21 protein-coding genes are annotated in these 25,284 nt (G+C 67.7%); 13 read left to right on the forward strand and 8 right to left on the reverse strand.

Going from position 1 to position 25,284, the window contains the following annotated elements; translation table 11 throughout:
- Positions 1-885 carry a cysteine hydrolase family protein gene (locus EIP75_RS13295; RefSeq protein ID WP_125243759.1) on the reverse strand — a complete coding sequence of 295 codons (885 nt, stop codon included), beginning with the start codon at positions 883-885 and terminating at the stop codon, positions 1-3.
- A gap of 107 nt (positions 886-992) precedes the next feature.
- Here EIP75_RS13295 and EIP75_RS13300 point away from each other — a divergent pair, with 107 nt between their 5' ends.
- The 7 genes from EIP75_RS13300 to EIP75_RS13330 all read left to right on the forward strand — a co-directional run bounded on the left by EIP75_RS13300 (position 993) and on the right by EIP75_RS13330 (position 5,774).
- Positions 993-1,388: a lysozyme inhibitor LprI family protein gene (locus EIP75_RS13300; protein ID WP_125243760.1), complete on the forward strand. Its 396-nt coding sequence runs from the start codon at positions 993-995 to the stop codon at positions 1,386-1,388.
- Entirely contained in the window at positions 1,385-1,699 is a 315-nt protein-coding gene (locus EIP75_RS13305; protein WP_125243761.1) for a cupin domain-containing protein, read from the forward strand. Before EIP75_RS13300 ends, EIP75_RS13305 begins: the two co-directional genes overlap by 4 nt.
- Positions 1,700-1,984 carry an alpha/beta fold hydrolase gene (locus EIP75_RS13310; protein ID WP_125243762.1) on the forward strand — a complete coding sequence of 95 codons (285 nt, stop codon included), beginning with the start codon at positions 1,700-1,702 and terminating at the stop codon, positions 1,982-1,984.
- A 24-nt stretch (positions 1,985-2,008) separates the two neighbouring features.
- On the forward strand, positions 2,009-2,713 hold the full coding sequence (locus tag EIP75_RS13315) for an HAD-IA family hydrolase (RefSeq protein WP_125243763.1): 705 nt from the start codon (positions 2,009-2,011) through the stop codon (positions 2,711-2,713).
- Between the two features lie 54 nt (positions 2,714-2,767).
- Positions 2,768-3,190 carry a ribbon-helix-helix domain-containing protein gene (locus EIP75_RS13320; RefSeq protein ID WP_125243764.1) on the forward strand — a complete coding sequence of 141 codons (423 nt, stop codon included), beginning with the start codon at positions 2,768-2,770 and terminating at the stop codon, positions 3,188-3,190.
- A 25-nt stretch (positions 3,191-3,215) separates the two neighbouring features.
- Positions 3,216-4,313: an extracellular catalytic domain type 1 short-chain-length polyhydroxyalkanoate depolymerase gene (locus EIP75_RS13325; protein ID WP_125243765.1), complete on the forward strand. Its 1,098-nt coding sequence runs from the start codon at positions 3,216-3,218 to the stop codon at positions 4,311-4,313.
- A 183-nt stretch (positions 4,314-4,496) separates the two neighbouring features.
- A complete protein-coding gene (locus tag EIP75_RS13330) occupies positions 4,497-5,774 on the forward strand; it encodes a response regulator (RefSeq protein ID WP_125243766.1) in 1,278 nt (425 codons plus the stop codon).
- On the opposite strand, the gene EIP75_RS13335 is transcribed toward EIP75_RS13330, so the two are convergent.
- The 3 genes from EIP75_RS13335 to EIP75_RS13345 are packed head-to-tail and all read right to left on the reverse strand — an operon-like array spanning position 5,775 to position 15,537.
- A complete protein-coding gene (locus EIP75_RS13335; protein ID WP_125243767.1) occupies positions 5,775-6,557 on the reverse strand; it encodes a S1 family peptidase in 783 nt (260 codons plus the stop codon). It lies immediately after the preceding gene.
- A 55-nt stretch (positions 6,558-6,612) separates the two neighbouring features.
- Positions 6,613-15,285: a glycoside hydrolase family 94 protein gene (locus EIP75_RS13340; RefSeq protein WP_233584851.1), complete on the reverse strand. Its 8,673-nt coding sequence runs from the start codon at positions 15,283-15,285 to the stop codon at positions 6,613-6,615.
- A 6-nt stretch (positions 15,286-15,291) separates the two neighbouring features.
- Positions 15,292-15,537: a hypothetical protein gene (locus tag EIP75_RS13345; RefSeq protein WP_125243768.1), complete on the reverse strand. Its 246-nt coding sequence runs from the start codon at positions 15,535-15,537 to the stop codon at positions 15,292-15,294.
- A gap of 270 nt (positions 15,538-15,807) precedes the next feature.
- Between EIP75_RS13345 and EIP75_RS13350 the strand changes: the two genes are divergently transcribed.
- Positions 15,808-16,341: a hypothetical protein gene (locus EIP75_RS13350; RefSeq protein WP_125243769.1), complete on the forward strand. Its 534-nt coding sequence runs from the start codon at positions 15,808-15,810 to the stop codon at positions 16,339-16,341.
- 107 nt (positions 16,342-16,448) lie between these two features.
- Here the strand turns inward: EIP75_RS13350 and EIP75_RS13355 are convergent, their stop codons facing one another.
- A complete protein-coding gene (locus EIP75_RS13355; protein WP_158622840.1) occupies positions 16,449-17,123 on the reverse strand; it encodes an aldehyde dehydrogenase family protein in 675 nt (224 codons plus the stop codon).
- A 213-nt stretch (positions 17,124-17,336) separates the two neighbouring features.
- On the opposite strand from EIP75_RS13355, the gene EIP75_RS13360 reads away from it, so the two are divergent.
- The 4 genes from EIP75_RS13360 to EIP75_RS13375 all read left to right on the forward strand — a co-directional run bounded on the left by EIP75_RS13360 (position 17,337) and on the right by EIP75_RS13375 (position 20,362).
- A complete protein-coding gene (locus EIP75_RS13360; protein ID WP_125243771.1) occupies positions 17,337-18,044 on the forward strand; it encodes a Crp/Fnr family transcriptional regulator in 708 nt (235 codons plus the stop codon).
- Between the two features lie 88 nt (positions 18,045-18,132).
- On the forward strand, positions 18,133-18,822 hold the full coding sequence (locus EIP75_RS13365) for a Crp/Fnr family transcriptional regulator (protein WP_125243772.1): 690 nt from the start codon (positions 18,133-18,135) through the stop codon (positions 18,820-18,822).
- Positions 18,823-18,945: 123 nt separating this feature from the next.
- On the forward strand, positions 18,946-19,152 hold the full coding sequence (locus tag EIP75_RS13370; protein WP_125243773.1) for a hypothetical protein: 207 nt from the start codon (positions 18,946-18,948) through the stop codon (positions 19,150-19,152).
- Between the two features lie 118 nt (positions 19,153-19,270).
- Positions 19,271-20,362, forward strand: a complete 1,092-nt coding sequence (locus tag EIP75_RS13375) for a GGDEF domain-containing protein (protein WP_158622841.1) — start codon at positions 19,271-19,273, stop codon at positions 20,360-20,362.
- An 18-nt stretch (positions 20,363-20,380) separates the two neighbouring features.
- Here EIP75_RS13375 and EIP75_RS13380 read toward each other — a convergent pair whose 3' ends face one another.
- Both EIP75_RS13380 and EIP75_RS13385 read right to left on the reverse strand, forming a co-directional pair.
- Complete coding sequence (locus EIP75_RS13380) at positions 20,381-20,962, reverse strand: PAS domain-containing protein (RefSeq protein ID WP_158622842.1); 582 nt, start codon at positions 20,960-20,962, stop codon at positions 20,381-20,383.
- 59 nt (positions 20,963-21,021) lie between these two features.
- Positions 21,022-23,577, reverse strand: coding sequence for a chemotaxis protein CheB (locus EIP75_RS13385; RefSeq protein WP_125243776.1), 2,556 nt, complete (start codon positions 23,575-23,577; stop codon positions 21,022-21,024).
- Between the two features lie 122 nt (positions 23,578-23,699).
- On the opposite strand from EIP75_RS13385, the gene EIP75_RS13390 reads away from it, so the two are divergent.
- Positions 23,700-24,413 (forward strand): HAD-IA family hydrolase, encoded by a 714-nt coding sequence (locus EIP75_RS13390; protein ID WP_233584852.1) that lies wholly within the window; start codon positions 23,700-23,702, stop codon positions 24,411-24,413.
- Between the two features lie 3 nt (positions 24,414-24,416).
- Here the strand turns inward: EIP75_RS13390 and EIP75_RS13395 are convergent, their stop codons facing one another.
- Positions 24,417-25,079, reverse strand: a complete 663-nt coding sequence (locus EIP75_RS13395; protein WP_125243778.1) for a chalcone isomerase family protein — start codon at positions 25,077-25,079, stop codon at positions 24,417-24,419.
- Positions 25,080-25,284: the final 205 nt, after the last annotated feature.

Genomic DNA, 25,284 nt, shown 5'->3' on the forward strand with positions numbered 1-25,284 from the left:
TCAGGCGCGCAGGTCTCGCAGCAGCGCGGGCACGTCGGCCATGGTGGCCACCTGCAGGCCGCGCCGCCCCATGGTGGTCAGGAAGGCATCGGCCTGGGACTCGAAGCCCGTGACCGGGCTCATGCCGTCGCGCAGCAGCACGATGCGGCCCAGCCGGCCGCCAGGCAGGTGGTCGGCGATGTGTTCGGTGGTGGCCTTGACGCAGTGGCTGCTGGCCTGCCCGGCGATGAGCAGCAGGTCGCTGTCGTCCAGTCGCGCCAGCAGATCGAGGTTGAGCTGGGTGCCGGGATCACCCGGGTCGGGCACCTCGGCCTGCAGGGCGCTGTAGTGCTCGGTCCACGGGTTGCTGCCCTTGTTCACGTACTGCACGGGGATCAGGCGCTCGTCTTCCCAGGCCTGGCAGGCCTGTTGCACGCCGGCATGGACGTTGTGGCCCCAGGTACCGATCTCGCAGTGGATGGGCCAGACCATCAGCGTGTAGCGGCCATGGGCTTCCAGCGCGTCCAGATAGGCCAGCGTCCGGGGCAGGGCCTGATCATCACGGGGCCGGTACTGGCCTTGGCGCACCTGCTCGGCGGTGATCTGGGTGAAAGGGGCCACGGCGCTGCCATCGCCTTGCATCCAGAACGGTGGATGGGCGATGTCGACCCGGTGGTGCGAATCGAGGGTGATGGTGATCTGCGACAGTGCGCTCGACTGCTGGCGGATCAGCTCGGCCAGGCGCAGCATGTCGGCATGGGCGCCAGGCACCGGCAAGGCGGGGGCCGTGGGGTCCTGGCGCGGATCCAGTGTGGGGCACCAGGTGGCCGGCAGGTCGCAGAAATCGTTCTGGGGGTCGATGATCAACAAGTGAATGCGCGCCAATGGTGTCTCCTGGAGGATCATGCCGGTAAACCTGTCTGATCAGAGGGGTTGATCAGCAGGCGCATGAGGCCTCTCAGCGTACGACATTAACGTGGCCCCCAAGACCTGACGCACCAAACCCACACACCATGAAACGCACCCATTGGATCCTGGCAGGGGCGGTTGCCTTGGCATCTCTCGGCGCGCAAGCCCGGGACTGCGACAAGGCCCGAAACCAGCTTGAACTGAACGACTGCGCGGCCGATCGATGGGCCGCGGCGGACCGAGAACTCAACCAGGTCTACGCTGACTACCGCAAGCGCCTGGATGCCAGCGAGGCCAGGCAGCTCAAGCAGGTGCAGGTGGCGTGGATCAAGTTCCGCGATGCCTCGTGCCTCTTCGAGAGTTCGGGCGTCAAGGGCGGCAGTGCCTACACCATGGTCCACCAGGGATGCCTGGCCACCAGGACCGAAGCGCGGGTCAAGGACCTCAAGGCATTGGCCTCTTGCGAGGAGGGCGACCTGAGTTGCCCCGCACCCAGATGAATCTATTCTCACAGGCCACACCGCCTGAGCAGGGCGAACGCTTCGATGAGCTGCTCAGGCACCGGAACCTGGTCATCGAGCGGATACTGAGCGCACCGGGCACACGGTCTGCCGAGTACGTGCAGGCGCAGGATGAATGGGTGTTGCTGGTCCAGGGCGAGGCGGAGCTGATCGTGGACGGCCGGGGAGTCCGGCTGGCCGCCGGTGATCACCTGTTCATCCCGGCGGGTGTTCCACACACGGTGGTCGATACGTCGGCCGGCGCTTTGTGGCTGGCGGTTCACCTGCATCCGGCCCCTTCAACGTCTTGAATGGATCGATATGATGGATCGAGCATCCATTCACTCGATGGCGCCCTGGCTGCCAGCAAGACCGGGCACCCGGACGACTCCGTGGCCCGCATCCAGGCGCCGGTGCTGGTGGTGCGGGGCGATGAAGACCACCTCACGGCCCTGGCCGACGCGGCTGAACTGCGGCACAAGCTCCCACACGCCCACTTGCTGAACATTCCGTTCGCAGGCCATGTGGCCTACGCCGAAGGCGAAGACATCTTCCTGCCCGCCTTGCGACGCTTTCTGTCTGAACCACACGACTGACGCCGGCCTGGGACAATCGGGTCCATGGACCCAAGCCGCATTGCCGCCATCTCCTTCGACCTCGACGACACCCTGTGGCCCTTCCTGCCTTGTCTGGTGCGGGCCGAAGGCGCCTTGATGGCCTGGTTGATCGAAAACGCCCCCGCGACAGCCTCCGTGCTGCATTCGCCCGCGGCGCTCCGGCCTTACCGTGACCGGGCGGTCGAGGGCCACCCGCACCTGAGGCATGACCTGAGCGAGTTGCGCCGTGTGGCGATCCGCACGCTGCTCGGCGATGTCGGTGAAGACGTGAGGCTGGCGGAGGCCGCGTTCGAGGTCTTCTTTGCCGAGCGCCTGCGCGTCGAGCTCTACACGGACGTGCTGCCGGGGCTGGCGCGGCTGAGCCGCCGCTACCCCCTTGTGGCCTTGACCAATGGCAATGCGTGCATCCACCAAGCCGGGCTCACCTCGTACTTCAAGGGAAGCTTGAGCGCCGGCACGCTGGGCGCGGCCAAGCCGGAGGCTGCGGCGTTTCATGCGGCGGCATCACTGGCGGGTGTTGAGCCATTCCAGCTGCTGCACGTGGGCGATGACTGGGCACTGGATGTGGAGGGCGCGCTCAACGCCGGCGCCCAGGCCGCCTGGATGGTCCGGCATCCGAGCGAGGCGGCGCCCCCGACGCCAGGGGCCGCGCACGGCGTCGTCCGTGACATGGCCATGCTGTGCGACCTGCTGGCGTGTCCCGAGTGACCTGAGCCGCCGCAAGGTCTTTGGCATCCACTTGGATGGTGATAGGATGGCGTCATGCCAGCCAAACCTGCCCTAGCCGCCCCCTCCAAGGTGCCCGACGCCGAGAAGGTCACCATCAACCTGGGCTTCGTGGACCTGGGCCAGATCGACCTGCTGGTGCAGGAAGGCTTCTATGCCAACCGCACGGATTTCATCCGCACGGCCATCCGCAACCACCTGACGGTGCACGCCGACGTGGTCAAGCAGGCCAGCGCCCGCAAGACGCTGGTGCTCGGCATCCAGCATTACTCGGCCGCCGATCTGCATGCCGTGGTGGCCGCTGGCCAGACCCTCGACATCCGCGTGCTCGGCCTCGCCAGCATCGCATCGGACGTGAGCCCTGAACTCGCGCAGGCCGCCATCAGCTCGCTCAGTGTGCTGGGCGCCCTGCATGCCTCTCCCACCGTGAAGGCAGCACTGGCATCCCGCCTGCGCTGACCGCCCCGTTTCCAAAGGATCCTCCATGAATGCCGACTTCCAGCAACTGATGTCGCGCGCAGCGCAGCAAACGCGCGGAGGGGACCTGATGGGCGCTGCCGCGACCCTGCGGGCCGCGCTGGGCGGCATGTCCGGCAGCCCGGTCGATGCCGCGCCATCACCCGATGTCATCGACGTCGAAGCCCGGCTGATCGACGATGGCGATGCGCCCGCCCCTGGCCAGCCGCCCGGCAAGGCGAGCGACCCTGCCGGGCAGGCGGAGCGCTTTGTCGCCGCCACCCATGCATCGGGCCGCGCGTCGATCGACTACAAGCTCTACATCCCGCCAGGCGACAGCACCTCGCCGCGCCCCTTGTTGCTGATGCTGCACGGCTGCACCCAGAACCCGGATGACTTCGCCGCCGGCACCCGGATGAACGAACTGGCCCGGGAGCACGGCTGGCTGGTGCTCTATCCCGCACAGTCGCAGAAGGCCAATCCCCAGCGCTGCTGGAACTGGTTCAAGCACAACCACCAGCAGCGTGGGCGCGGAGAGCCCGCCCTGCTCAGCGGGCTCGTGCACAGCGTGATGCAGACACACCGCGTTGATCCCAACCGGGTGCACGTGGCGGGCCTGTCCGCTGGCGGGGCGATGGCGGCCATCCTCGGCCAGGCCTACCCCGAGCTCTTCGCGTCGGTGGGGGTGCACTCCGGCCTGCCCTGCGGCGTGGCCACCGATGTCACCGGTGCACTCGCGCTGATGCGGGATGGCCAGGGGATGCCGGCCGCGCGCCATGCCGCGCCTGTGGCCGCGGCAGCCGTGCCGACCATCGTCTTCCATGGCACACGCGACACGACCGTGCACCCGCTCAACGGCGAGCGTGTGCTCACCGCAGCGCTGCAGGGCCAGCACAGCGTGCCAGGCACCGAGCAGGGCCGCGCGGGCGGGCGCTCCTACACCCGCACGGTCCACGTTGCCCCGGATGGGCGCACGCTTGCCGAGCTGTGGCTGATCGATGGCGCCGGGCACGCGTGGTCGGGCGGCAGCCCGCGTGGTTCCTATGCCGATGCGCAGGGCCCCGACGCGGCCGGGCAGATGCTCCGGTTCTTCACGGCGCACCCACGATCGCCCGCGGGCCGTTGACGTTCACGCGCGCCGGTGCAGCCTTCTGTCGGTGCGGGAGAGGCTGCACCACGACGGGCCTCTTGGTCTGTTCGGTGGCGCATACAGTACCCATTGAGAGTCTTTGTAGGAAACCTTTTCAATGGGGCATTGCATTAGGCGCCGCGGGCAGGAGTAAGGTGGGCTGACCACAGAAAGGTCACCATGAGCGCCGACTTCGCCGAGATATTCACCGTCGCTGCTCGGCATGCGGTGCCGATGGTGCGCGCCAAGGGGCTGCGCTTTTCTTTCGACTGCCAGACGGATGGCATCGTCTACGTGGGCGACGCGCCCGCCTTGCAGGGCGCCCTGCACCGGCTCATCTGCACGGTGGTGGAGACGATGGCCACGGGCTCGGTGCTGATATCGGCCCAGATGGAGGGCAGCCCCGAAGAGCCGCGCCGTGTGGGCGTCAGCATCGGTGGTGTCGGGCAATGTGACGAAGCCCGCCTGGCCATGACCGTGCAACGGCTGGGTCTGGCGCTGAACCCCGTGGGCCACAACGGTACGCCAGAGTACGCGGCCCAGGGCATGTGCCCCCTCACTCAGGGACGCGTGGAGCTGCATTGCCTGCCCAGCCAGGGCCTGCTCGTGTCCCTGGAGCTCACCTCCCTGGCCCCGGGGCCCGAGTCTGCGGACCCGCCCGCACATGCATCCGGCGCGCGCGCCTGGCTGGTGAACGTGGATGACCTGCTCGGCAACTCATGGAAACGGCGCCTGCAGCGCCTGGGATGGGCGGTCTCCATCTTTCCCTCCTTGCGGGAAGCCGCCGTCCAGCTGGGCGAGCAGCCACATGCGGCCAAGCCGTCCCTTGTCCTCCTGATGGAGCGCGATGGCTCCCGCCGGGATTGCTCCATGGCCTTCGCGGCTGAGCTGCCGGCGTCGGCGCAATTGGTCTATGCCGTGCAGGCGGCGTCGCGCAACCTGAAGGACTCCATGCTGGAGGGGTTCCAGATGAGGGTCTACCCCTTCAGCCCCGACGACCTGGACCACTTTACCTGCCATGCGAACGGGGCCGACCTGCCTTCAGGCACCACTCGGCCCATGCCGCTGACCCTGGACCACATGCCCGTCGTGCTGATCGTGGACGATCAACCCCTGAACCTGGTCATCGGGCGGGGGCTGATGGAGGCGCTGGGCTATTTCGTTCACACGGCGAGCAGTGCGGTGGAGGCCATCGCGCGCTGCAGGACCGAGGCGCCGGACGTGGTCCTGATGGACGTCCGGATGCCGAGCATGGATGGCCTGGCGGCCACGGCCGAGCTGCGCGGCATGCAGCTGAAAGGGCTGATCCCGCCCTTTCCCATCATCGCGTTCACCGCGAGCTGGTCACATCAGGTCAGGGAGGAGTGCCTGGCGGCGGGCATGGACGAGTGCCTGCCCAAGCCCCTGGAGATCGGGATGCTGGCGCGCGAACTGCACCGCTTCTGCGCCATGCACTGATCAAGCGGGGGGCGGTGCCTTCTGCGCATCCTTCGAATCCGGCGCTTCCTCCTGAGGGGCCGCAGCGTCGGGATGCGTCAGGGCCATTAGGATGTCCGCATACCAGACGCAGTGCAGCCCCAGCGGGTCGTCCTGCTCCTTGTCGCGCGTGCGCATGTCCATGCTGGACGAGTGCACCCCCAGCAGCTTCCACGGCAGGCTGCCCTGCGCCTGCTCGTCGCGCATGACCACGGGCGCGCCGCTGAGCCCACGGTGCGTGCGCGCGTCCGACAGGAAGTAGCCCTGCCCCTGGAACCGCAGGCCGAACGACGAGGCGACGATCGCCTGGCGCACCACCGGCAGGTGATGCACCGTGTCATGAAAGCCCAGCGGAAAACCGATCAGCAGCAACGGGGTGCCCACCCGCACGGCGTGCAGGTCGGACAGCAGGTGCGTGGGGTCGAAGGCATGCACGACCGGCGGCAGGGCGGCGCGGTCCAGCTCGATCACCGCCACATCCACGGGCCCTCCCGCATCCTTGGCATCCTTCCAGATGCTCTTGCCATCCTTGTAGAGCAGCACGGACAACACGGTCACATGGACCAGGTCGTCCTCGTCCGCATGCAGCTCGATCTCGACGCGGTCGGGCCGGTGGCCGGAGGGTTCATCAAACAGCACGTGGCGGCTGGTGACCAGGTGCATGCGGCCTTCGCGTTCGAACAGGAAACCGCTGGCGCCCGTGAGGATGCGGTCACCCTCGAAGGTGGTGATGCGGGCGATGGTCAACAAAATGGATTCGATCATGCTTTGCCTTCTGGTGTGCGGATGTGCCGGATGCACTGGCCGTGCCAGCCGGCCTTCATGGTGCGGCGCCGTCCATCAGCGGCACCACGAAACAGGTGTCGTGTGTCAGGGTGGACCAGTCCAGTGTCTGTCCACAGAGCAAGGGACGGGCCTGCCACTCTGCGGTTTCGCGCAAGGCCTGTTCGTGGCTGGCCCGGATGATGATGAAGCGCATGGACCGCCCGTCGCGGCGCAGTGTGAGTTCGGCTTGAGTCCAGTGCGATGGCAGGCAGGGTAGCAGCCTCAGCGTGTGGGCCTGCAGTTGCAGGCCGAAGATCGATTCGATGGCGGCGCGGTGCATCCATGCGGCCGAGCCCGTGTACCAGCTCCAGCCACCGCGCCCGACATAAGGTGGCTGCGTGTACACATCGCCCGCCATGACATAGGGCTCGATGCCATAGACCGCCCCCTGGGCGGGGTGGCGTGCCCGGTGGGCCGGACTCAGCCACGTGAAGTAGCGCCAGGCCAAGTCGCCAGCCCGGGTACCGCGGGCCTGACGGGACAGCTCGGCCTGGGCCATCAGAGCCCACACGCCCGCATGGGCGTACTGCCCACCGTTCTCCCGCACGCCAGGCGGGTAGGCCTGGATGTAGCCTGCGCTGGGCCGGGCATTCACCAGGGGCGGGTCCAGCAGCTTGAGGAGGCCCGCCTCCTGGTCTGCCAGGTGGTGGTGCACGGCGGCCATGGCCTGGTGCTGCATGGCCGGTGGCGCCACGCCGGACAGCACCGACCAGGCCTGGGCGATCAGGTCGATGCGGGCCTCGGGGTTGGCGCCGCTGCCCAGGGCTTGTCCATCGTCGAAGAAGGCCCGCCTGAACCATTGGCCATCCCACGCCGGCCCGTGGAGGGCGGCTTGCCAGCCCCTGGCGGCCTGCTCCCATCGTTGTGCGCGCACCGTGTCGCCGCGTGCACTGGCCACCGGCGCGAAATCGGCCACCAGTCGGCACAGGAACCAGCCCAGCCAGACGGACTCTCCCCGGCCTTCGATGCCGACGCAGTTCATGCCGTCGTTCCAGTCGCCACTGCCCATCAAGGGCAGTCCGTGAACGCCCACGGCCAGGCTGCGGTCCAGGGTGCGCGCCGCGTGCTCGTAGATCGACGCCGTGTGCGCGCTGATGCGGGGGGTCTCATAGAGGTCCTCGGCACCGGGCGGCACCGTGCCGCCTTCGAGGAAGGGCGTGTGCTCGTCGAGCAGGGCGTGGTCCGCCGTGGCGCGCAGGTAGTGCACGCAGGCATGCGGCAACCACAGCAGGTCGTCGGAGAAGTGCGTGCGCACGCCGGCGCCTTGCGGCGCGTGCCACCAGTGCTGCACATCGCCTTCCTCGAACTGCCTGGAGGCGCAGTCGATGATCTGCTGGCGCAGCATCTGCGGCGCGGCCCATCCCAAGGCCATGGCGTCCTGCAGCTGGTCGCGAAAGCCGGTGGCGCCACCAGCTTGGTAGAAGCCTGCCTTGGACCACAGGCGGCACGAGATGGTCTGGTAGAGCAGCCAGCGGTTCACCATGACGTCGAACTGCGGATCGGGTGTCCTGACCGTGGTGGCGTTCAGCCACTGGTCCCAGGTCTGGCCGACCTGGGCCAGGCGCTGCGCGGCATCGGTGGCCGCCGCCGTGGCGGCCAGGTGCTTGGCGGCGTCCTCCTGCGGCGCATGGCCGATCAGGAAGACCACCTCGGCCGAGGTGCCGGGCGCCAGGCTGAGGCGCGTGGACAGCGCTGCGCAGGGGTCGAGCCCCTGGCCCTGCTTTTTGCCGAGGTGGTCGGGCAGCACCAGCTGGCCCCGCGCGTCGAAGAACTCGCGCCGGTCGCAGGTCCAGTCGTCGTCGGCTTCCGGCGAGGCCGCCAGCCCGAGGAAGGCGGTCCCGCCGCCAAAGCCCGCCGAGTGGTCGCGCTGGGTGCACATCAGTGCCGTGAGCTTTTGCTGGCGCAGGCCATCGAGCTGCCCGTCCGAGGCCCTGAGCGCCGGCAGGCGCTGGCGGTGCAGTGCGGTCCGGGTGGTGTTGCGGTCGGCACGCTGGGCCCCCATCATCCATTCGAGCAGGCCGATGACGCGCAGCTGCTGGGGCCGTGGACCATGGTTGCGCAACTGCAGCCGGACCTGCTTGACGGCGCTGTGGGCGTCCACGCACCAGGATGCCGTCACTTCCAGTTCGCCCCGCCGGTGGCCGATGGTGGTGTGGCCCTGCCCGTGCGAGACCCGGTAGGTGGTGTCTCCGTCGCCCCAGGCGCTGGGCGCCACGCTCCAGGCTTTCATGGTCCGGGTGTCCTGCAGCAGGAACCACTCGGCGGGCGGGTCGGCCACGGGGTCGTTCGACCAGGCCGTGAGCTGGTTGAGGCGGCTGTTCGTGGCCCAGGTGTGGCCGCCACCGGCTTCCGTGATCTGGGCGCCGAACCCTGGATTGGCGAGCACGTTGATCCAGGGGCGCACCGGCCGCAGACGGGCGCTCACGCCAAAGTGGAACTCGCCGGAGGATTCATCGAAGGCCCCCTTGGGCGCGGAGGCCGCTGCCGGCGATGCCGGAAGGCGGCCGACCGCGGAGGTGGAGGTGTCTAGCCGCTCTTGCAGCGCCTGCTCGTGCAGGGCCGCCCAATCCTGCACGTGCTGAGCCAGCGGACGGCCATCGGCCTGGAGCCACAGGCGGGAGAGCTCCCGCAGGGTCGAGCGCTCGTCGGCCGACAGATCGCTGATGCCCAGGATGTGGAGGCTGGCATGCCCAGCCTCGCCTGTTCCCAGGTCGGTGGCGTGGTGCTCGCGCAAGGCGCCCATCTCCTGATGCAGGGTCCTCAGGTACGAGACGGGCTCCTCGTCGATGATCACCAGATCGCAGCCGAGCCCGCCCCAGGACCACAGGCGCAGGGCCTGGGCCAGCGATCGCAGCAGCCCCAAGGCCACCATGCTGCCAGCGGTGACGGTGATGATGGGTCGGTCGCCGGAGATGCCGAAGCGCCACAGCAGCCGCCGATCGCACACGCCCGCCGGTGCGTCGTCCTGGCCTGGGAGGGGGGCCTGCGCGCGGGTGAGGCTCATGGCGATGGCCGTGGTCAGCGTCTGCACTGCCACGAAGTTCTCGGGGCTGATGCGCAAGGCCCTCAGGCGGATGCCCGACAGCGTGGCCGACATCAAGGATGCACGCTGCACATGGCTGTGCTGGCGGTACTTGTCGATCACGGCGCGCAGGGTGGCCGCGCTGTCCGAGGCGGCCGTGGCGAAGGTCAGCCGCACGGTGGCCCGCGGCGCGATGCGCAGCCGCACCGCCAGGGCGCACACCGGGTCCAGCCCCGTGTCCAGGGGTGATTCGCCGCTGAAGGAGGCGGCATCGGCCGTGGGCACGTCGGCCAGGGTCGCCAGGGGGCGGCTGGCATCGCCGTTGCGCCCGAGCCAGTGCTGGCGGTCGGTCTGGCAGCGAAGGCCCAGCACCTCGGAAGGCAGCTCTGTGAGGAAGTGCGCGGCCTGCAGCCCGGCCTCCTCGGCGCGCCGGGGGCGGCGCTCGAACACCAGGGCCTGCTGGTGCGCCAGCCATTGCGCCTGCACGAACATGCTGGTGAAGACAGGGTGCGCCTCGTCCGCGCGCTGTTCAGTGAGAGTGATGTCGAACGCCGAGATCAGTTCGAGCTCGAGGGGGCGATCACCCAGGTTGCGCAGCTCGACCTGGCGCAGTTCCACATCGTCCTCCGGACTGACCCAGACCGTGGTGCTGGCATGCAGTTCCGCCCAGGTCGTGTCGAAGCAGACCCGGTCGGCGTGGTAGGTGCTTTGATAGTGGGCCGAAGGATCGGGCGCGGGGTGCTGCGTGAGCGAGGCCAGTGCCGGGCTGCGGTCCCAGCGGACGTAGAAGAAGCTGCCATGCAGGTCGCGCAGGGCGTCGTCGCGGCTGCGGGTGAGGTTGATCTGCCGCCAGCGGCTCTCGCCCGCCCCGTTGGCCCGCAGCCGCACGCTGTACCGTCCGTTGGACAGCAGGTGGGTGGGCTCGATGGCCGACGAGCCAGGCAGCACCTCGCGCAGCAAGCCCACGGTGCGGGGCTGTGCGGAAGGGGCGGGCAGCTCGGGCCGCGTGCTGGCCGGGGCCACTTCGCGTGGTGCCGGTGCGTGCAGAAGCGAGCCCACCGCTTCGATGGCGGCATTGCCCATGCACCAGCGCTGCGCGATGCCTTGCAGGAGCACGTTGGCCAGCGCCACGATGCTCATGGCCTGATGGTGGGCCATGAAGGTGGCCACGGGCGTGAAGCCGGCGCTGCCCGTCTGTCGCAGCGGTGAAAAATCCAGGGCTTCGATGAAGCCGTACCGGCCACGGGCCGACAGCGCCTCGAGCGCCTCGAAATTGAGCCGGGCCCGGTGCGGTGAGATCTGGGCTGCCAGCGCCGTGGCATAGGGCGCGATGACCAGGTCGTCCGTGGGCGTTCGGCGCAAGGCCAGCTGAGGCACGCCACGGGGCGCGTACTGGTAGGCCAGTGTGTCGTCGTGGTCGGCATAGGCCGATTCCGAAATGCCCCAGGGAATGCCGTGGGCGCGCCCGAACGCGATCTGCTCGCGCAGGGCCGCCTGGCAGGCCTGCGCAAGCAGGCTGCCCGGCGGCTCGTCCAGGACCAGGCCGGGCATGAGGTACTCGAACATCGACCCGGACCACGATTGCAGCCCGACATGGATGCCCGAAGCATGGAAAGGCCGCCCCAGGCTGGACCAGTGGCTCGCCGGGACATCGCCCTTGGCGATGGCCAGCACACTGGTCAGGCGTGCTTCCGATGCCAGCAGGTCGTAAAAGCCGCTGTCGAGCTGTTGCTCGGCCACCCGAAAGCCCAGGTGGAACAGGTGTCGCCTGGGGTGGTAGAGAAAGCGGAAATCGGCTTGCCACGCCAGTTGCTCGCAGGTGTCCGCCAGGGACCTCAGGCGCTCGCTGCTCAGCGCGGCGCGCGCGGGCGACAGCGCCTGGGCGTCCAGCCAGGCCGATTCCAGCATGGCCAGGTGGTCGGACAGGCACCAGCACAGTTCGTCGATGGCCGTGGGATGGCCCGGGGTGGCATCCTCTGCCAGTGCAGGGAAGAGCGACGCCATGTTGCCTGCGGCCTTGCGCAACAGGTCCTTGAAGTGGATGGCGTGCCGCTGGCAATGGGCCAGCGGGTCCTGCATGGACAGCAGGCGCGCCAGGGCGGTGTCCGCCCCCCAGGCCGGCAGCAGGGCGGGCAGTTGCGCCAGCAAAGGGGCCATCCGCCGCATGGACGCATCGATGGCGCGTTGCGACGAGGCCTGGCTGTTCGGCGCCATCGCCAGCGCGCGGCAAGCCTGCGACACCGCCAGCAGGTGGCCGCAGAGGTTGCCGCTGTCCACCGTCGACACATAGGCCGGCAGCAGGACATCCTTGGTGCAGGTGTCGTACCAGTTGAAGAAGTGGCCCTGGTGGCGGGGCAATGTGGCCAGCGTGTCCAGTGTCGCCGCCAGGCGTTCGATCAGATCCTGCGTGCCGATCCAGCCGAACTGGCGTGCGCAGGCGGTGCTCAGCAGGTACATGCCGATGTTGGTGGGCGATGTGCGGTGCGCCACCATGGACCGGGGCACGACCTGCAGGTTGTCCGGTGGCAGGTGGTTGTCCTGCGGGCCGACACAGCGCTCGAACAAGCGCCAGGTGTCGCGCGCCACGCTGTGCAGGTAGTCGTGGTCCTGCACGGAGACGCGATGGGTCCCGCCGTCGGCGCGCGGACGGCTGACAGCCCAGATCCACAGCGGGGCGCTGGCCCACAGCAGGCACAGGGCCAGCGCCATGGCGGGGTATGGGGTGTCGCACGCCATGAGGGCGCCCAGCACCAGCAGCGCCGTGGCAGCTGTCTTCCAATGCTGTCGAGCGATGGCAGACAGCGAGGTGGCCGCGGCGGCATGGGCCGCGGCCGAGGTGGTCCACTGCAGCAGGTGGCGACGGCTGATTGCCATCCGGAAGGCGGTGCGGATGACGGCGTCGCTGGCCATCAGGGCCTGCTGCAGCAACTGCGATTGCAGCCAGAACCCTGCGGCCAATGCGCGTACCAGATCGATCAGTGCCAGGCGGTAGAAATGTCGTTTGGCCAAGTCGTCGCGGCTGGACGAGAAGCCGGCCAGTGCGCCGATCAGCGGCCCGGCCGAGAACGCCGCCATCACCACGGCCAGGGCAGCCCAGGGCGTGATGAGCAGGCCGGCCAGGGACATGACCAGCATGGTCAGCGACAGCGGCGCCACGAGCGATCGGCGCAGGTTGTCGACCATCTTCCAGCGGTTGATGGCGCGCAGCTGGTAGTGCCCTGGTCCGCCAGGCCGCGAGCACAGGAATGGCAGCAGTTGCCAGTCGCCCCGGGTCCAGCGGTGCACACGCGATGCGGCCACATCGGCATGGAAGGGCGCATCCTCGATCAGGGTGATCTCGGACACGGCGGCGCAGCGCACCAGCGAGCCTTCGAGAAGGTCGTGGCTGAGAACGGTCTCGCAAGGCAGGCGGCCGGACAGGACCGCGTGCAGGGCCTGCACATCGAGCAGGCCCTTGCCGGTGAAGGTGCCTTCTGCGAACAGGTCCTGGTAGAGGTCGGAACTGGCCGCGCTGTAGGGGTCGATGCCGCACTGACCGGCGAACAGCCAGTGGTACAGGGTCGCGTCCTGTGGCGCAGGCAGGGGGGTGAGGATGCGGGGCTGCAGGATGCCGTAGCCCGACACCACGGTGCGGGCTGCCACGTCGAGCCGTGGCCGGTTGTCCGGATGGGCCGCGATGCCGACGAGGTCGCGCAGGCGGCCCGGTGGCAGCTGTGTGTCGCTGTCCAGCGTGAGCACATGGCGTGTGCCGGGTGCGGCACGCGACAGTACACCCAGGTCCATGAACCCGCTGGACGCCGACGTTTCAGGTCCTGCGAGCAGCGCGATGAGTTGCTCGAGCTTGCCGCGCTTGCGCTCCCAGCCGATCCAGCGCCCTTCGGAGGTGCTGAAGCTGCGGGGCCGGTGCAGCAGGATGAAACGGGGGATGCCGGTGTCGGCCGACCCGGGCGTGTCGGCATGGCGCGTGTTCAGTGCGGCGATCTGCTCGGTGGCGCGCGCGAGGAGGGCCTCATCGCCGATGGCTTGCGCCGTGTCGGCATCGGCCCAGTCGGTCAGGAGGGCAAACTGGGCGTGCTTCTCGGGATTGGCCAGGTGGTGCAGGTGCAGGCGATGCGCCAGTGCGTCGATGGACGCGGTGTCTGTCAGCATCCCCGGGATCACGACCATCACCTGGTGCTCTGGCGGGATGCCCTGTGCCAGCGCCAGGCGAGGCAGGGGCGAGGGCCGCACCGATTCGCACACCAGCCGGTTGATCACCGCGATAACGGCCTCCGAGGCCGGCAGGGCCATGGCCGCCAGGCCCAGCAGGACCACCCAGGTCGGCGCACCGAAGGGGCTGCCATGCTGCATCAGCAGCCAGGCCAGCAGCCCCAGTGTGCCGGCCAGCAGCGAGGCCAGGTAGGCGGGCAGTGCCACGTGGGATCGCAGGGTTCGCCAGGCCGGGACGCGGCCGGTGGGCCGGCCCAGTGCGCGTTTCAGCGCGGGCTGGCCTGCGCCGGTCAGCCAGTGGCTGGCCACTCCCCGTGCGCCACGGGCCGAGGGATCGCCGGCGTCATGGGCGGACTGCATCAGCTGCAGCAGCGCCGTGGCCACCGACCGTTCGCTCAAGCCCAGCCGGCGGGCCATCCGTTCGATGCCGTGCAGGGTCTGGTCCCGCGTGGTGGGGTGTTCGGCTTCGAACAGTGGCGAGGCCAGCATCTGGCGTATCAGCGTGCTGGCGCGGGCCACGATGTCGGGCCAGTCGGCGTCGTCGATGGACCGCAGCGACGAGACCGCATTGCCGATGCTCAGGTTGTCGGCGGCTTCGTCCGCGCTGCGCTGAGCCCATGCCGCGGCCGGGTCGGGCAAGGCAGCCCGCAGCCAGTTGGCCACGCGCAGCGCATGCGGCCCGCAGTCCTTGAGCCGATGCGCCATCTGGGCCAGGAACACCTGCTCGACGCCCCTTTGCCGCAGGAAGCCGAGCAACTCGTCCAGCGCATGCAGGGTGCAGGATTCCAGCTCGTCGCAGCACAGGTCGGCCAGCGCCTGCACGGCCCGGTGGGTGGCCAGGCGTTCGGCCAGGCGGCGCAGGTTCTCGATCAGCACCACGCGCAATGTGGTGGGCAGGGCCCATATCTCACCCAGGTTCAGCTCGCAGCTGTCCTGGTAGGCGGACAGGAAGCCGACCAGGAGGTCTTCATCGAAACCGCCATCGGTGTGGGCTGTGAACGCCCAGGCCACACCATAGATGCGAGGCAAGCCCGCCAGGGGTGGGTCCACCAGTGCGGGCAGGGCGCGGAAATAGCTCCGCGGCAGCCCTTCGTGGATCTTCTTGAACTGCGCCTCGATCAGGTGGAAGTTGTCCAGCAGCCATTCGGCCGCCGGGCTGGTGTCGCCGTCCGTGCTGGCCTGGATGCCGATGTACCGGTGGGCCTGCCTGAGCGCGCGGATGTTGCTTTCCAGGCGTGGAAAGAAGAAGCCGATGCGTGGCCCGGCCACGGTGGCGCGGTGCGTCTCTCCCAGGCTTTGTCCATGCTGCGCGAAGCGCTGCATGCCAAAGATCTCGGAGCGTATCGGCGGCAGGAGCGGGTTGCCGTCCGGGTTGACGATGTGGTGCAGCGCTGTCGATGTACCGGAGATCAGTCTCAGCAGTTCCGGTCGGTCCATGCTGCCTTAGGTGGTGGCCAGTGAACAGGCCAGGACGAAAGTCGACATCACCACGATCGTGGTCATGAAGCGTGACGCGGAAAAGGCATGCATGGCCTGGGCCCCGCACCGCAGTGCGAGCAGGCGCCCGCCTAGGCCCTTGCACAGGGCCAGGTGCTCGCCCAGGCCCGACAGCTCCATCGCCGACGTGCCCGGCGGCTCGCCCAGGGCGGCGGTGCTCCAGCAAGGGCCGGCTGTGCTCGGATGATTCATGGTGCTCTCCGCCCGGGCAACCGAAGGCCGGCCGGATTGGTCAATGGGCGCCGCGACATCCGGCTGGAAGTGTGGAGTGTGGAGCGTTCTGGTGAACCTGTCTGTGCGGTAGGCCACTTAGCGCCCCCACGAACACGAGAGCGTTTGGTGCGGTATCGAACAGACCGTGCGGTGCACCGTCCAGATCATCCATGGTGGACGCAGCGCTTTCAGGGCGTGCGCCCTGACTTCCAAAGACTTCCAAACCAACCAACCTAGATGGAGTTCTGCATGCAAACACAACGAATCGGAGCAGGCATTGTGCTGGCCGTGGCTTGCCTGGCCGCGAATGCCGCGTCATATGACCTGTCGTTCGGGCCGTACTCGACGCAGTCTGACAAGTTCAGCAACGCGCCCTTCACGGACGTGTACAACTTCAACTTCACTGGGCCCTCAGGTGTGGCCTCCTCTTCGCTCATCGAGTACAAGCTGCTGAACTACATCGACATCGACTGGGATGACACGCTGGCATTCACCGTCTACGGTGGGTGGGATGGCTCGGGCGGCATCCTCGCTTCCTTCGGCGATCCGGGCACACCCACGGGATCCTTCGTACTTGCCGACCTGCCAGTGCCCAACCAGTTTTCGATCCTGGTCAGCGGCAAGGCCATCGGCGATGGCACCAGCGTGTTCCAGCCTGGGCTGAAGGGCTCGTATGACTTCTCCGTCGTGGCCCAGCCCGTGCCGGAGCCGAACGCCGTGCTGCTGGCCCTGGGCGCCCTGGGCGTCATCCGGGTGCTGAGCGCTCGTCGCAAGCCGGCTTGAAGGGGCGGAGGGGACAAACCCGTTGCGCATGATGGCGATGGGCTGCTGGCCACGCGGGAACGCACTCGTGATTCCTGCGGGCCAGCGTCTTGGTCACCTGGCCGGGCTCACCAGGGCCTGGCTGCCGATGCCCTGGAGAAGAGGTCGGACTCCAGGCCGTGCAGCTGCACGATCCGTGTCACGCGTGGATCCTGGGTGAGACGGCCTGCTTGCTCACGCGAGAGTTCGAGGTTCGTGTACACCCCCGGCTTGCTGCCGGCTTGCCGCAACAGCCACTCGAAGGCGATGGCGCTTGGCGGTGGGCTGCCCACATGCAGCACCATCACGGCACAACCCGCCATCAGGCTGGGCCCACAGAAGCGCGCCAGTTGATAGAGCGGCAGCACAGCGCATGGCGCGGCCACGCCGACCAGCACGCCCATCGGAGCCTGTTCGGCCCAGGCCTTGCCCAGAGCGCCGGGCAGGCTCTGGAGCGCCTGCATCCGCTCGGCGTGCATGGCATGGTCGTCCAGCGTGTGCACGCTGAGCATCACCTCCTCATGGGCCTGCGCCATGAGTGTTTCTCGTTCCAGGACGATCAGCTGGGCGAAGCCCTCGGCCTGACCGCGAAGCAGGTGCGCGGCCTGGCTCACCACGCCAGCGCGGCCGGTGCAGCCGATGCGGCGCCAGTGCTCCAAGCTGGACGAGGCCGCCTGGAGCTGCGATTCCAGCCCCTGGGCCCAAGCATGAAGTGGGCTCTCCATGGGACTGTGTTCGGGAGACTTGGCGCTCTGCTGGTTCATGGGTGAGGCCTCCGTCCGCGCCATGACGGCGCACCTTGCTCATGCCTCAGCCTTGACCGTGGGGGCAGCGCTGTCTGTGCGGTGTCGCACGCAGGCTGTCGCGCTGACGCTTCAGTGCCGCCCTCAACCATGGTGTGTCCGATAGCGAACACATGCACTATGCTGAAGAGCTATGGTTCTGTGGTTGTCCAGCAGACATACCTGGAGCTGCCGATGAACGCTGTGCCTGATCCCAGACGAAACCTGCTGCTGGGCGCCTTGCCGCAAGAGCCGTGGCAACGGCTGGTGCCGCAGCTGGAATGGGTCGACATGCCCTTGGGCAAGGTGCTGTATGAGCCAGGCGGGCTTCTCAAGCATGTGTATTTCCCAGTCGACGCCATTGTTTCGTTACTGTATGTAATGGAAAACGGGGCCTCTGCAGAGATCGCCGTGGTGGGGAACGAGGGCGTGGTGGGCATCTCGCTGTTCATGGGGGGAGAGTCCACACCCAGCCGGGCGGTCGTGCAAAGCGCAGGCCATGGTTTCCGCCTGAAGGCCAGCCTGATCCAGGAAGAGTTCAACCGGGCCGGGCCCTTGATGCACCGGCTGCTGCGCTACACCCAGGCCCTGATCACCCAGATGGCGCAGACAGCCGCCTGCAACCGCCACCATTCGCTGGACCAGCAACTGTGCCGATGGCTGCTGCTGAGCCTGGACCGGCTGGAAGGCAACAGCCTGGTGATGACACAGGAGCTGATCGCCAACATGCTCGGGGTGCGCCGAGAAGGGGTGACCGAAGGGGCCATCAAACTGCAGAAGCTGGGCTTGATCCGCTACTCGCGCGGCCACATCACGGTGCTGGACCGCCAGGGGCTGGAGGGCCTGACCTGCGAATGCTATGCCGTGGTCAAGAAGGAATACGACCGCCTGCTGCTGCCTTAGGGCGTGACGGGCCGGCGCCCTTTGTGCGCTGGAAGACGGTCCGTGCTGCGGCATTCGTTCAGACTGGGCTCTCTGCCTGGAGCACCCGTTGAGCCGTCCTGACAACCACCTGATCGCCGCATTGCCGGACACCGACCGCGACCGCCTTCTGGCCTGTAGCGACGTGGTGCCGCTAGCGCTTTCACAAGTCTTGTGTGAGCGAGGCGTGCCCACGCGCCATGTCTACTTTCCCACAGAAGGCTTCATCTCCCTGGTGACCCGGATCGATGGCGATCCTGGCCTGGAGGTGGGCATGGTGGGGCGAGAGGGCATGCTGGGCATCCAGCTGGCCCTGGGCGTCGAGACCACCCCCTTGAGCGCCCTGGTGCAAGGCCCTGGCACGGCCTGGCGCATCGAGGCGCCGGCCTTTGTGCGCGAAGCGCGTCGCAGTGCGGTGCTGCGGCGCATCTTGAACCGCTACCTGTACGTGCTGATGGCGCAGTTGGCGATGTCGAGTGCCTGTCAGCGCTTTCACCGCATCGGCCCGCGCCTGGCCCGGTGGCTGCTGATGAGCCAGGACCGCGCCGGCACCGATCGCTTCCATGTCACACAGGAGTTCCTGGCCTGCATGCTGGGGGTGCGGCGGGTGGGCGTCACAGCCGCTGCAACAACCTTGCAGCGCCATGGTCTGATCCATTACCGCCGTGGTGAACTCACGGTGCTCGATCGCGCGGGGCTGGAGGCCGCCTCCTGCGGGTGCTATGCGGCGGGCGAGCATGTCTACGCCCACGTGCTGTAGGCAGCGTGCGCCGCCGCACAGACGTGCGCAGACCGCTGTGGCCCGATGCCTTGGGCCCAACGCCATGAGGGCCTCGTTGATGCAGCGCCCTGCACCTGTTGATGCACCTTCAAGAGGTTCCACATGATCAAGTACGCACCGACCCAGGCTTCCAAGAACCAGCGGCTGACCCAGCAGAAGGTCGCCTTCACGTCTGAGGACTCGCTCATTCCTTGCAGGGTGGCCTTGTCGACACCTGCCACGGTGGAGTCCGGTGCGGGCGCGGAGGCACCCAAGACGCCGCCTTCTGCGCCCAACAAGCCTCCCAATCCGGGCAAGAAGGGACGCTGAGCGTCTGGGAAGTATGTGCGGCAGCGCACAGACGTCTGTGCCTGTCATGCGCATCGTGTTCATCAGGAAGGGTAGACCCGCATGGTCGATGGTCCTTTCCCCACCGGAGAACGCGCCCATGAATCCCCATCCCCCGACACCCCTCGGCATCACCCATCTATCGTTCCGGGAAGAAGAGGCGTCACCCGCCTCCGTGTATCCCCGCGCGCAGGATCGCCGCCGCAATCCCGGCATCCACCTGGTGGGCGGGCGCGCGGTGGGCGCGGAGCGCTCGGCGGCGGTGGTGATGGCGCGGCAGGTCATGCGCAGCATCGACAGGTGTTCCAGCGCCTTGATGGCCCTGGCGGCGGACCTGACCCCCTCTAAGCTGCCGGTCCTTGTCAAGCTGGCCAAGGCCCGTGCCGGCGCCAGCACCGCCGACGTGAGCCTGGCGTCCCGCCTGCTGGATCTGCAGCAGATGGCCACGCTGCTGGACAAGGAGATGGCGGCGCGCCACCGCCTCGAAGCAGAGTTGCACGAGGCTGGCGCCTTGTTGCAGCGGATGCGCACGGAGCTGGTCCACATCCAGACCCATGCGGAGCGGACCGAGCAGCTGGCCTACCAGGACGCCTTGACCGGCCTGCCCAATCGGGCCTCGTTCGAGATCCACTCCCGGCGTGCGCTGTCTCAACACGCGCCTGATTCGCGCGCCTTCGGCCTGATGTACATCGACCTGGATGGGTTCAAGACCGTGAACGACACGCACGGGCATGGTGTTGGCGACGAGCTGCTCAAGGTCATCGGTTCACGCCTGGCCCATGCCGTGCGGGCGGACGATTCCGTCAGCCGCCACGGCGGCGATGAGTTCCTCTGCCTGCTGGTGGACGTGCAGGACGAAGCCCAGATGTCGGCCATCGCCGGCAAGCTGTTCGACACGGTGGCCGCACCGTGCCAGCTCCGATCACTGTCATTGAACGTCACCCCCAGCATCGGCATTGCGCTGTACCCCAGGGACGGCACCACCATCGACACACTGCTCGAGCACGCGGACAGCGCGATGTTCTGGGCCAAGAAGCACCACCTGCGCCATGCCTTCTACCGGCAGGTCCCTGCGGGTGACAAGCCCAGGCCGCTGGGCGGCGTGTCCGGCCTGGCCCAGCCAGACCTTCATCCCTGGCCGGCCCTGGATGGTGCTGCATCGGGCCTCCACGCCTGGACACCCAGGCCTTGAGGCCATCTGGGCACGCCCTCAGGCGAGGCCTTGTGGGGGGTCGGTGAGCACCAGCAGGAAGCGCTCGCCAGCCGGATCACGGCTTGCCAAGGCCTGGATTGCGCGAGGCTGACCACCCCGAACAGCGAACGCCAAGGCGCACGATGCGGTCTGCTGGCCCTTGCCCACCCGCGCGATCAGCGTGTGAAGCCCCTGGCCACTGCGCTCATCGAGAACGCTGTCGAGCGGGCGGCCCAGCAAGTCTGCCTGTTCCAGGCCCAGCAGCTTGGCGCCCATCAGGTTCAGCTCGTGCACCACCGTCTCGGCGTCGATGGTGAAGTAGCCGACCGGCGCGCAGTCATAGAGCGCTGTCTGGCGGTTCAGTGCCTGCTCCAGTTCGGCACGCGAGCCGCGCAGCTCCTCATCCTGGAGTTCGAGTTCGATCTGGTGTACCTGAAGCTCGTGCAGCAGGGCGAGTGCATCCTGCGCCGTGGAGGGTGAGGATGCCAGTTGGAAGAGCACCCCCAGCGCTTCCGAGGCACTGGCCCGTGTGATGTCCAGGTCCGGGCCCTTGAGGCGCGCGGTGGCGCGCAGCCTCAGGTCCAGCTGTTTGTCCGGCAACCCGATCTGGCTTGGCAGACGGAAGTCCTTTTACCCAGCGATGCTGCGCACCTCCGACTCTAAGCCTTGCGCAGGCGCGATTCCAGTTCTTTCGCTGCGGTGATGTCGACGAATGTGATCACCACCCCCTGAATGACATTGGCCAGGGTGCGGTACGGCATGATCCGAACGGAGTACCAATGGCCATCGGTGGTCGGGATCTGCTTCTCCGAGATGGCCAGCGTGCGCAGTGTCTCTTTTGCATCGACGTGCAGATCCGGGTAGATCAGGGTGCTGGCCAGCTCGCTCAGCGGGCGCCCCGTGTCGCTGTCACGCAGGTGGATGATGCGCGTGATCTGCTCGGTGAAGCGCCGCACGTTCAGCGTGCTGTCCAGGAAGAGCGTGGCGATGTCCGTGCTGTTGAGCAGGTTCTGCATGTCGCTGTGGGCCAATGCGAGGTCTTCTAGCTTCAAGTTCAGTTCGGCGTTGATCGTCTGCAGCTCTTCGTTCATCGACTGGCCCTCTTCCTTGGAGGTCGTCAGCTCTTCATTGGCTGACTGCAGTTCTTCGTTGGTGGACTGGAGCTCTTCGTTGGCGGCCTGCAGTTCTTCTTCGGAAGCGCGCATCTCCTGGCGCAGCGCGCGGATCTCCTCGTTCGCACGGGCCAGCTCATCGATCACTTGGGGATCGACGGGGCCGGCGGCCCGGCGGCGCCTGGCCGGACCACCAGGTGCTGTGGCGACCTCCCGGAAGATGACCATCACCATGCCTGCCAGCGCATGCGGCTCTTCGATGCGCCGGACCGTCAGGTCCAGGGTGGCGGGGGTGTCGCTTTCGAGCGCCAGCCCGCGCACGTCGATGGGGCCGCTGGTCTGCAGGGCCTGCCGCAGCGCCGCGCCCAGCTGCGTCCGGATGCCGGGGCGTGCCATGACATGGATGTTCCAGTTGGCCTTGCCGGCGGCGGGCTCCAGGTACTTGCCGGTGCGCCCGCTGATGTAGACGATGTCGCCCAGTTCATTGACCATCACGGCAGGGGGTGAGAACTCCTGCAGCAGCACCTGGTCGGCGAGCACTTGAAGGTTGGCGGGTGGGGGCGTCTGTGGGTGCACGAGCGACTCCTGTGCGATGGGACGCGATGGCAAACGTCGGTTGATGGGAAAGGCCACCGAACGGATGTGAGTGGCATGGTTGCCGCGTCTGTAGAGCCTGGACTTGGCCCCCAGTGGCACGAACAGCGATGCCGCACGCCCCACGGTCTCCGAGCCGCCCAGCAGCAAGGTGCCGCCTGGGCACAGGCTGTAATGGAACAGCGGAATCAGCCGACGCTGGAGCGCGGCATTGAAGTAGATGAGCAGGTTGCGGCAGGACAGCAGGTGGATCTTCGTGAACGGTGGATCGATGATCACGTCATGCTGTGCGAACAGCACCATTTCGCGGATCTCCTTGCTGATCACGACCCCATCGCCCTGCGGGCTGAAATGGTGCGCGAATCGCTCGGGCGTCATGTCGGCGGCCACCTTGGTGGAATACTGCCCCCGGCGCGCCGCGGCGATGGCGTCGGCACTCAGGTCGGTGGCGAAGATGTTCAACGTGCGGGTGGCCTGCACCCCCAGCTCCTGGGCCACCTCCCTGAACAGCATGGCCAATGAATAGGCCTCTTCGCCCGTGGAGCAGCCCACCACCCAGGCACGCAGCGGCGTGCCTTCGTCCGTGCTGGCCAGCAAGGCGGGCAGCACCTTGTCCTTGAGCTCCTGCCAGACCAGGGGGTCCCGGAAGAAGGACGTCACGCCGATCAGCATTTCCTTGAACAGCAGGTCCAGCTCCTGGGGGTTCTGGCGCAGGAAGTCCGCGTAATGCCCCATCGAGGCCAGGCCATGCACGGTGAGTCGCCTTTCGATCCGACGGGTCACGGTGCTGGTCTTGTAGGGTGACAGATCGTGCTTGCTGCGCTCGCGCAGCAGGTCGAGGATGTCCGTCAGGCCTTGTGCACGCTCCGCGTCGGAAGCCGGCGAAGCCTGGCCGACTGCGTTGCGCGCGCGGGTGGCTGTCAGGATGTGCCCAGGCATGTCCGCGGGCCGCGCGACGATGTCGGCGGCCTGTGCGCCGATGGCGCTGCGCGGCATCGCATCGAACTGCGCCGACTCGGGCTGCTGCGCCAGCGTCAGGCCGCCCTGCGCCTTGATGGCCTGCAAGCCCAGGGTGCCGTCCGAGCCCATGCCCGACAGCACCACGCCGATCGCCTGTGCCCCCTGGTCCCGGGCCAGCGAGCCCAGGAGTACGTCGATCGGCAGGCGCATGCCTCGCGGGCGTGCCGGCGGCGCCAGGTGCAGAACGCCCCTGGCCACGGTGAGTTCATTGTTCGGCGGGATCACGTACACGACATCGGGCTCGATCGGCATGGACTGTGCCGCCTCGACGACCGGCATCGAGGTTGTCCGCTGGAGCAGCTCGGCCAGCAATGCTTTGTGAGTGGGGTCCATGTGCTGAACCACCACATAGGCCAGGCCGCTGCTGGCCGGCACTTGAGCAAGGAACTGCTCCAGCGCATCCAACCCGCCTGCGGAGGCACCCAGACCGACGATGCGGGGCGTGGTCGGCGCATCGGCGCGGTGCTCGGTGGGTGGATGAGGATGCATGCCCGAGTATCGGTCCCTGTGGCGGCCAAATACGCGTTTTCAGCCAAAGGCGTGAGTAGGTTGGTGGGTGCCGGATTGACGCAGGCAAAATGCGGCTTTTGGCGAACTCCACGAACCGCGACATGCCTTTCCAAGCCGCCATCATCGACCTCGACGGCACCATGGTCGACACCCTCGGTGATTTCGTCGTGGTGCTGCACCACACCCTGGCCGACCTGAACTGCCACGAGGTCGAGATCGCCCGCGTGGGCCGCGACTTCATCGAGCACACCGTGGGCAAAGGCACCGAGGATCTGCTGCGCAGATCCCTGGCCCACGCCTGGGGCCTGCCCGACGACGATGCAGAAGTGCTGGCCCAGCTGCCGCAAGCCCTGGCGCGCTACAAGCACCACTATGGGCGCATCAACGGCCAGCACGCCGAGGTCTACGCCGGTGTGGCCACCGGCCTGGCCCGCCTGGGCGAGCTGGGTGTGCCCCTGGCCTGCCTGACCAACAAGCCCACGGCCTTTGCCGAGCAACTGCTCACCCTCAAGGGGCTGCGGGGGCACTTCCGCCATGTGTTCGGCGGCGATGCCTTCGAGCGCAAGAAGCCCGACCCGCTGCCCCTGCTCAAGACCTGCGAGGCCCTGGGCACCGATCCTGCCCGCACCTTGATGGTGGGCGATTCGAGCAACGATGCCCGGGCGGCACGCGCGGCCGGCTGCCCCGTGGTGCTGGTGCGCTATGGCTACAACCATGGCGAGCCGATCGAAGAGGTGCCGGCGCTGGCCTACCTGGACCGGCTCGATGCGCTGGACTGGGCCACGCTCAACGAGGCGAGCGGCCCGGCTGTTTGACGCTCACTCCAGGGCGTCGAGCAGCGGCGGTGCCTTGTAATCCAGCAGCGCGTCCTTCAGATCCTGGGTGGTTGGCGCCTTGCCGATCCACACGCGCAGCACGGCGCTGAAAAACTCCGACATCTGGATGGGCAGCCCCGAGGGCTGGCCATTGACGAAGAACACGGTGCCGCGCTGCGGCACGTATTCGATGGCGATGGTGTCGCCCGGCACCATGCGTTTCATGTGCGAGAAGATGCGGCCCATCTCCACCGCGGCGGGGATCAGCTGGCGGAACTCTTCACGCGTGCTGTTGGCCTCCAGGCCGCGCGCGATCAGCTTGCCCAGCTCGTCCACGCGCATGGGCACCAGCATCACGAAGCGCAGCTGTTTGGGGCCTGGGGACTTGATCACCTCGTCGGCGTTGGAGGTCTTCTTGGGCACGTACAGGCCCACGGTGTAGACCTTCTGCAAGGCCTTGTAGCTCAGGCCCGAGCCGTTGAGCTGCAGGGTCTGGCCCTCCACCTTGATGGTGGGCTCGTAGCGCACGCCGGCGATCTCGGTGTTGACCGCCCAGGCGGGCGATGCCAGGCAGGCCAGGGCCAGGCTCAGGCCCGCCGCCCTGGTCGCCCAAAAAGACCGGGCGGCGCCCGTCGCGCGTCCCTGGCGTGCATTCGAACAGTTCATGCGGCGATGTTACTCCCGCGTGTCAGGGGCGGCACCCCAGGGTCTGCCCCAGAACCAGGGGTGCCTGCTACACTCATTCGCATGTTCATGCCGCGCCGATGGATCAAAGAAGCCAGCCAAGGTCTCCATGACCGGGGAGCCTGGCCCTGGCGTGGCTGCGCCCTGGTCCGCACCCCGGCCGGCCACTGAGCCCTTGCCCCCACGC

It is taken from the genome of Aquabacterium soli (genome assembly GCF_003933735.1).
In the GTDB taxonomy this organism is placed as follows: Bacteria; Pseudomonadota; Gammaproteobacteria; order Burkholderiales; family Burkholderiaceae_C; genus Aquabacterium; species Aquabacterium soli.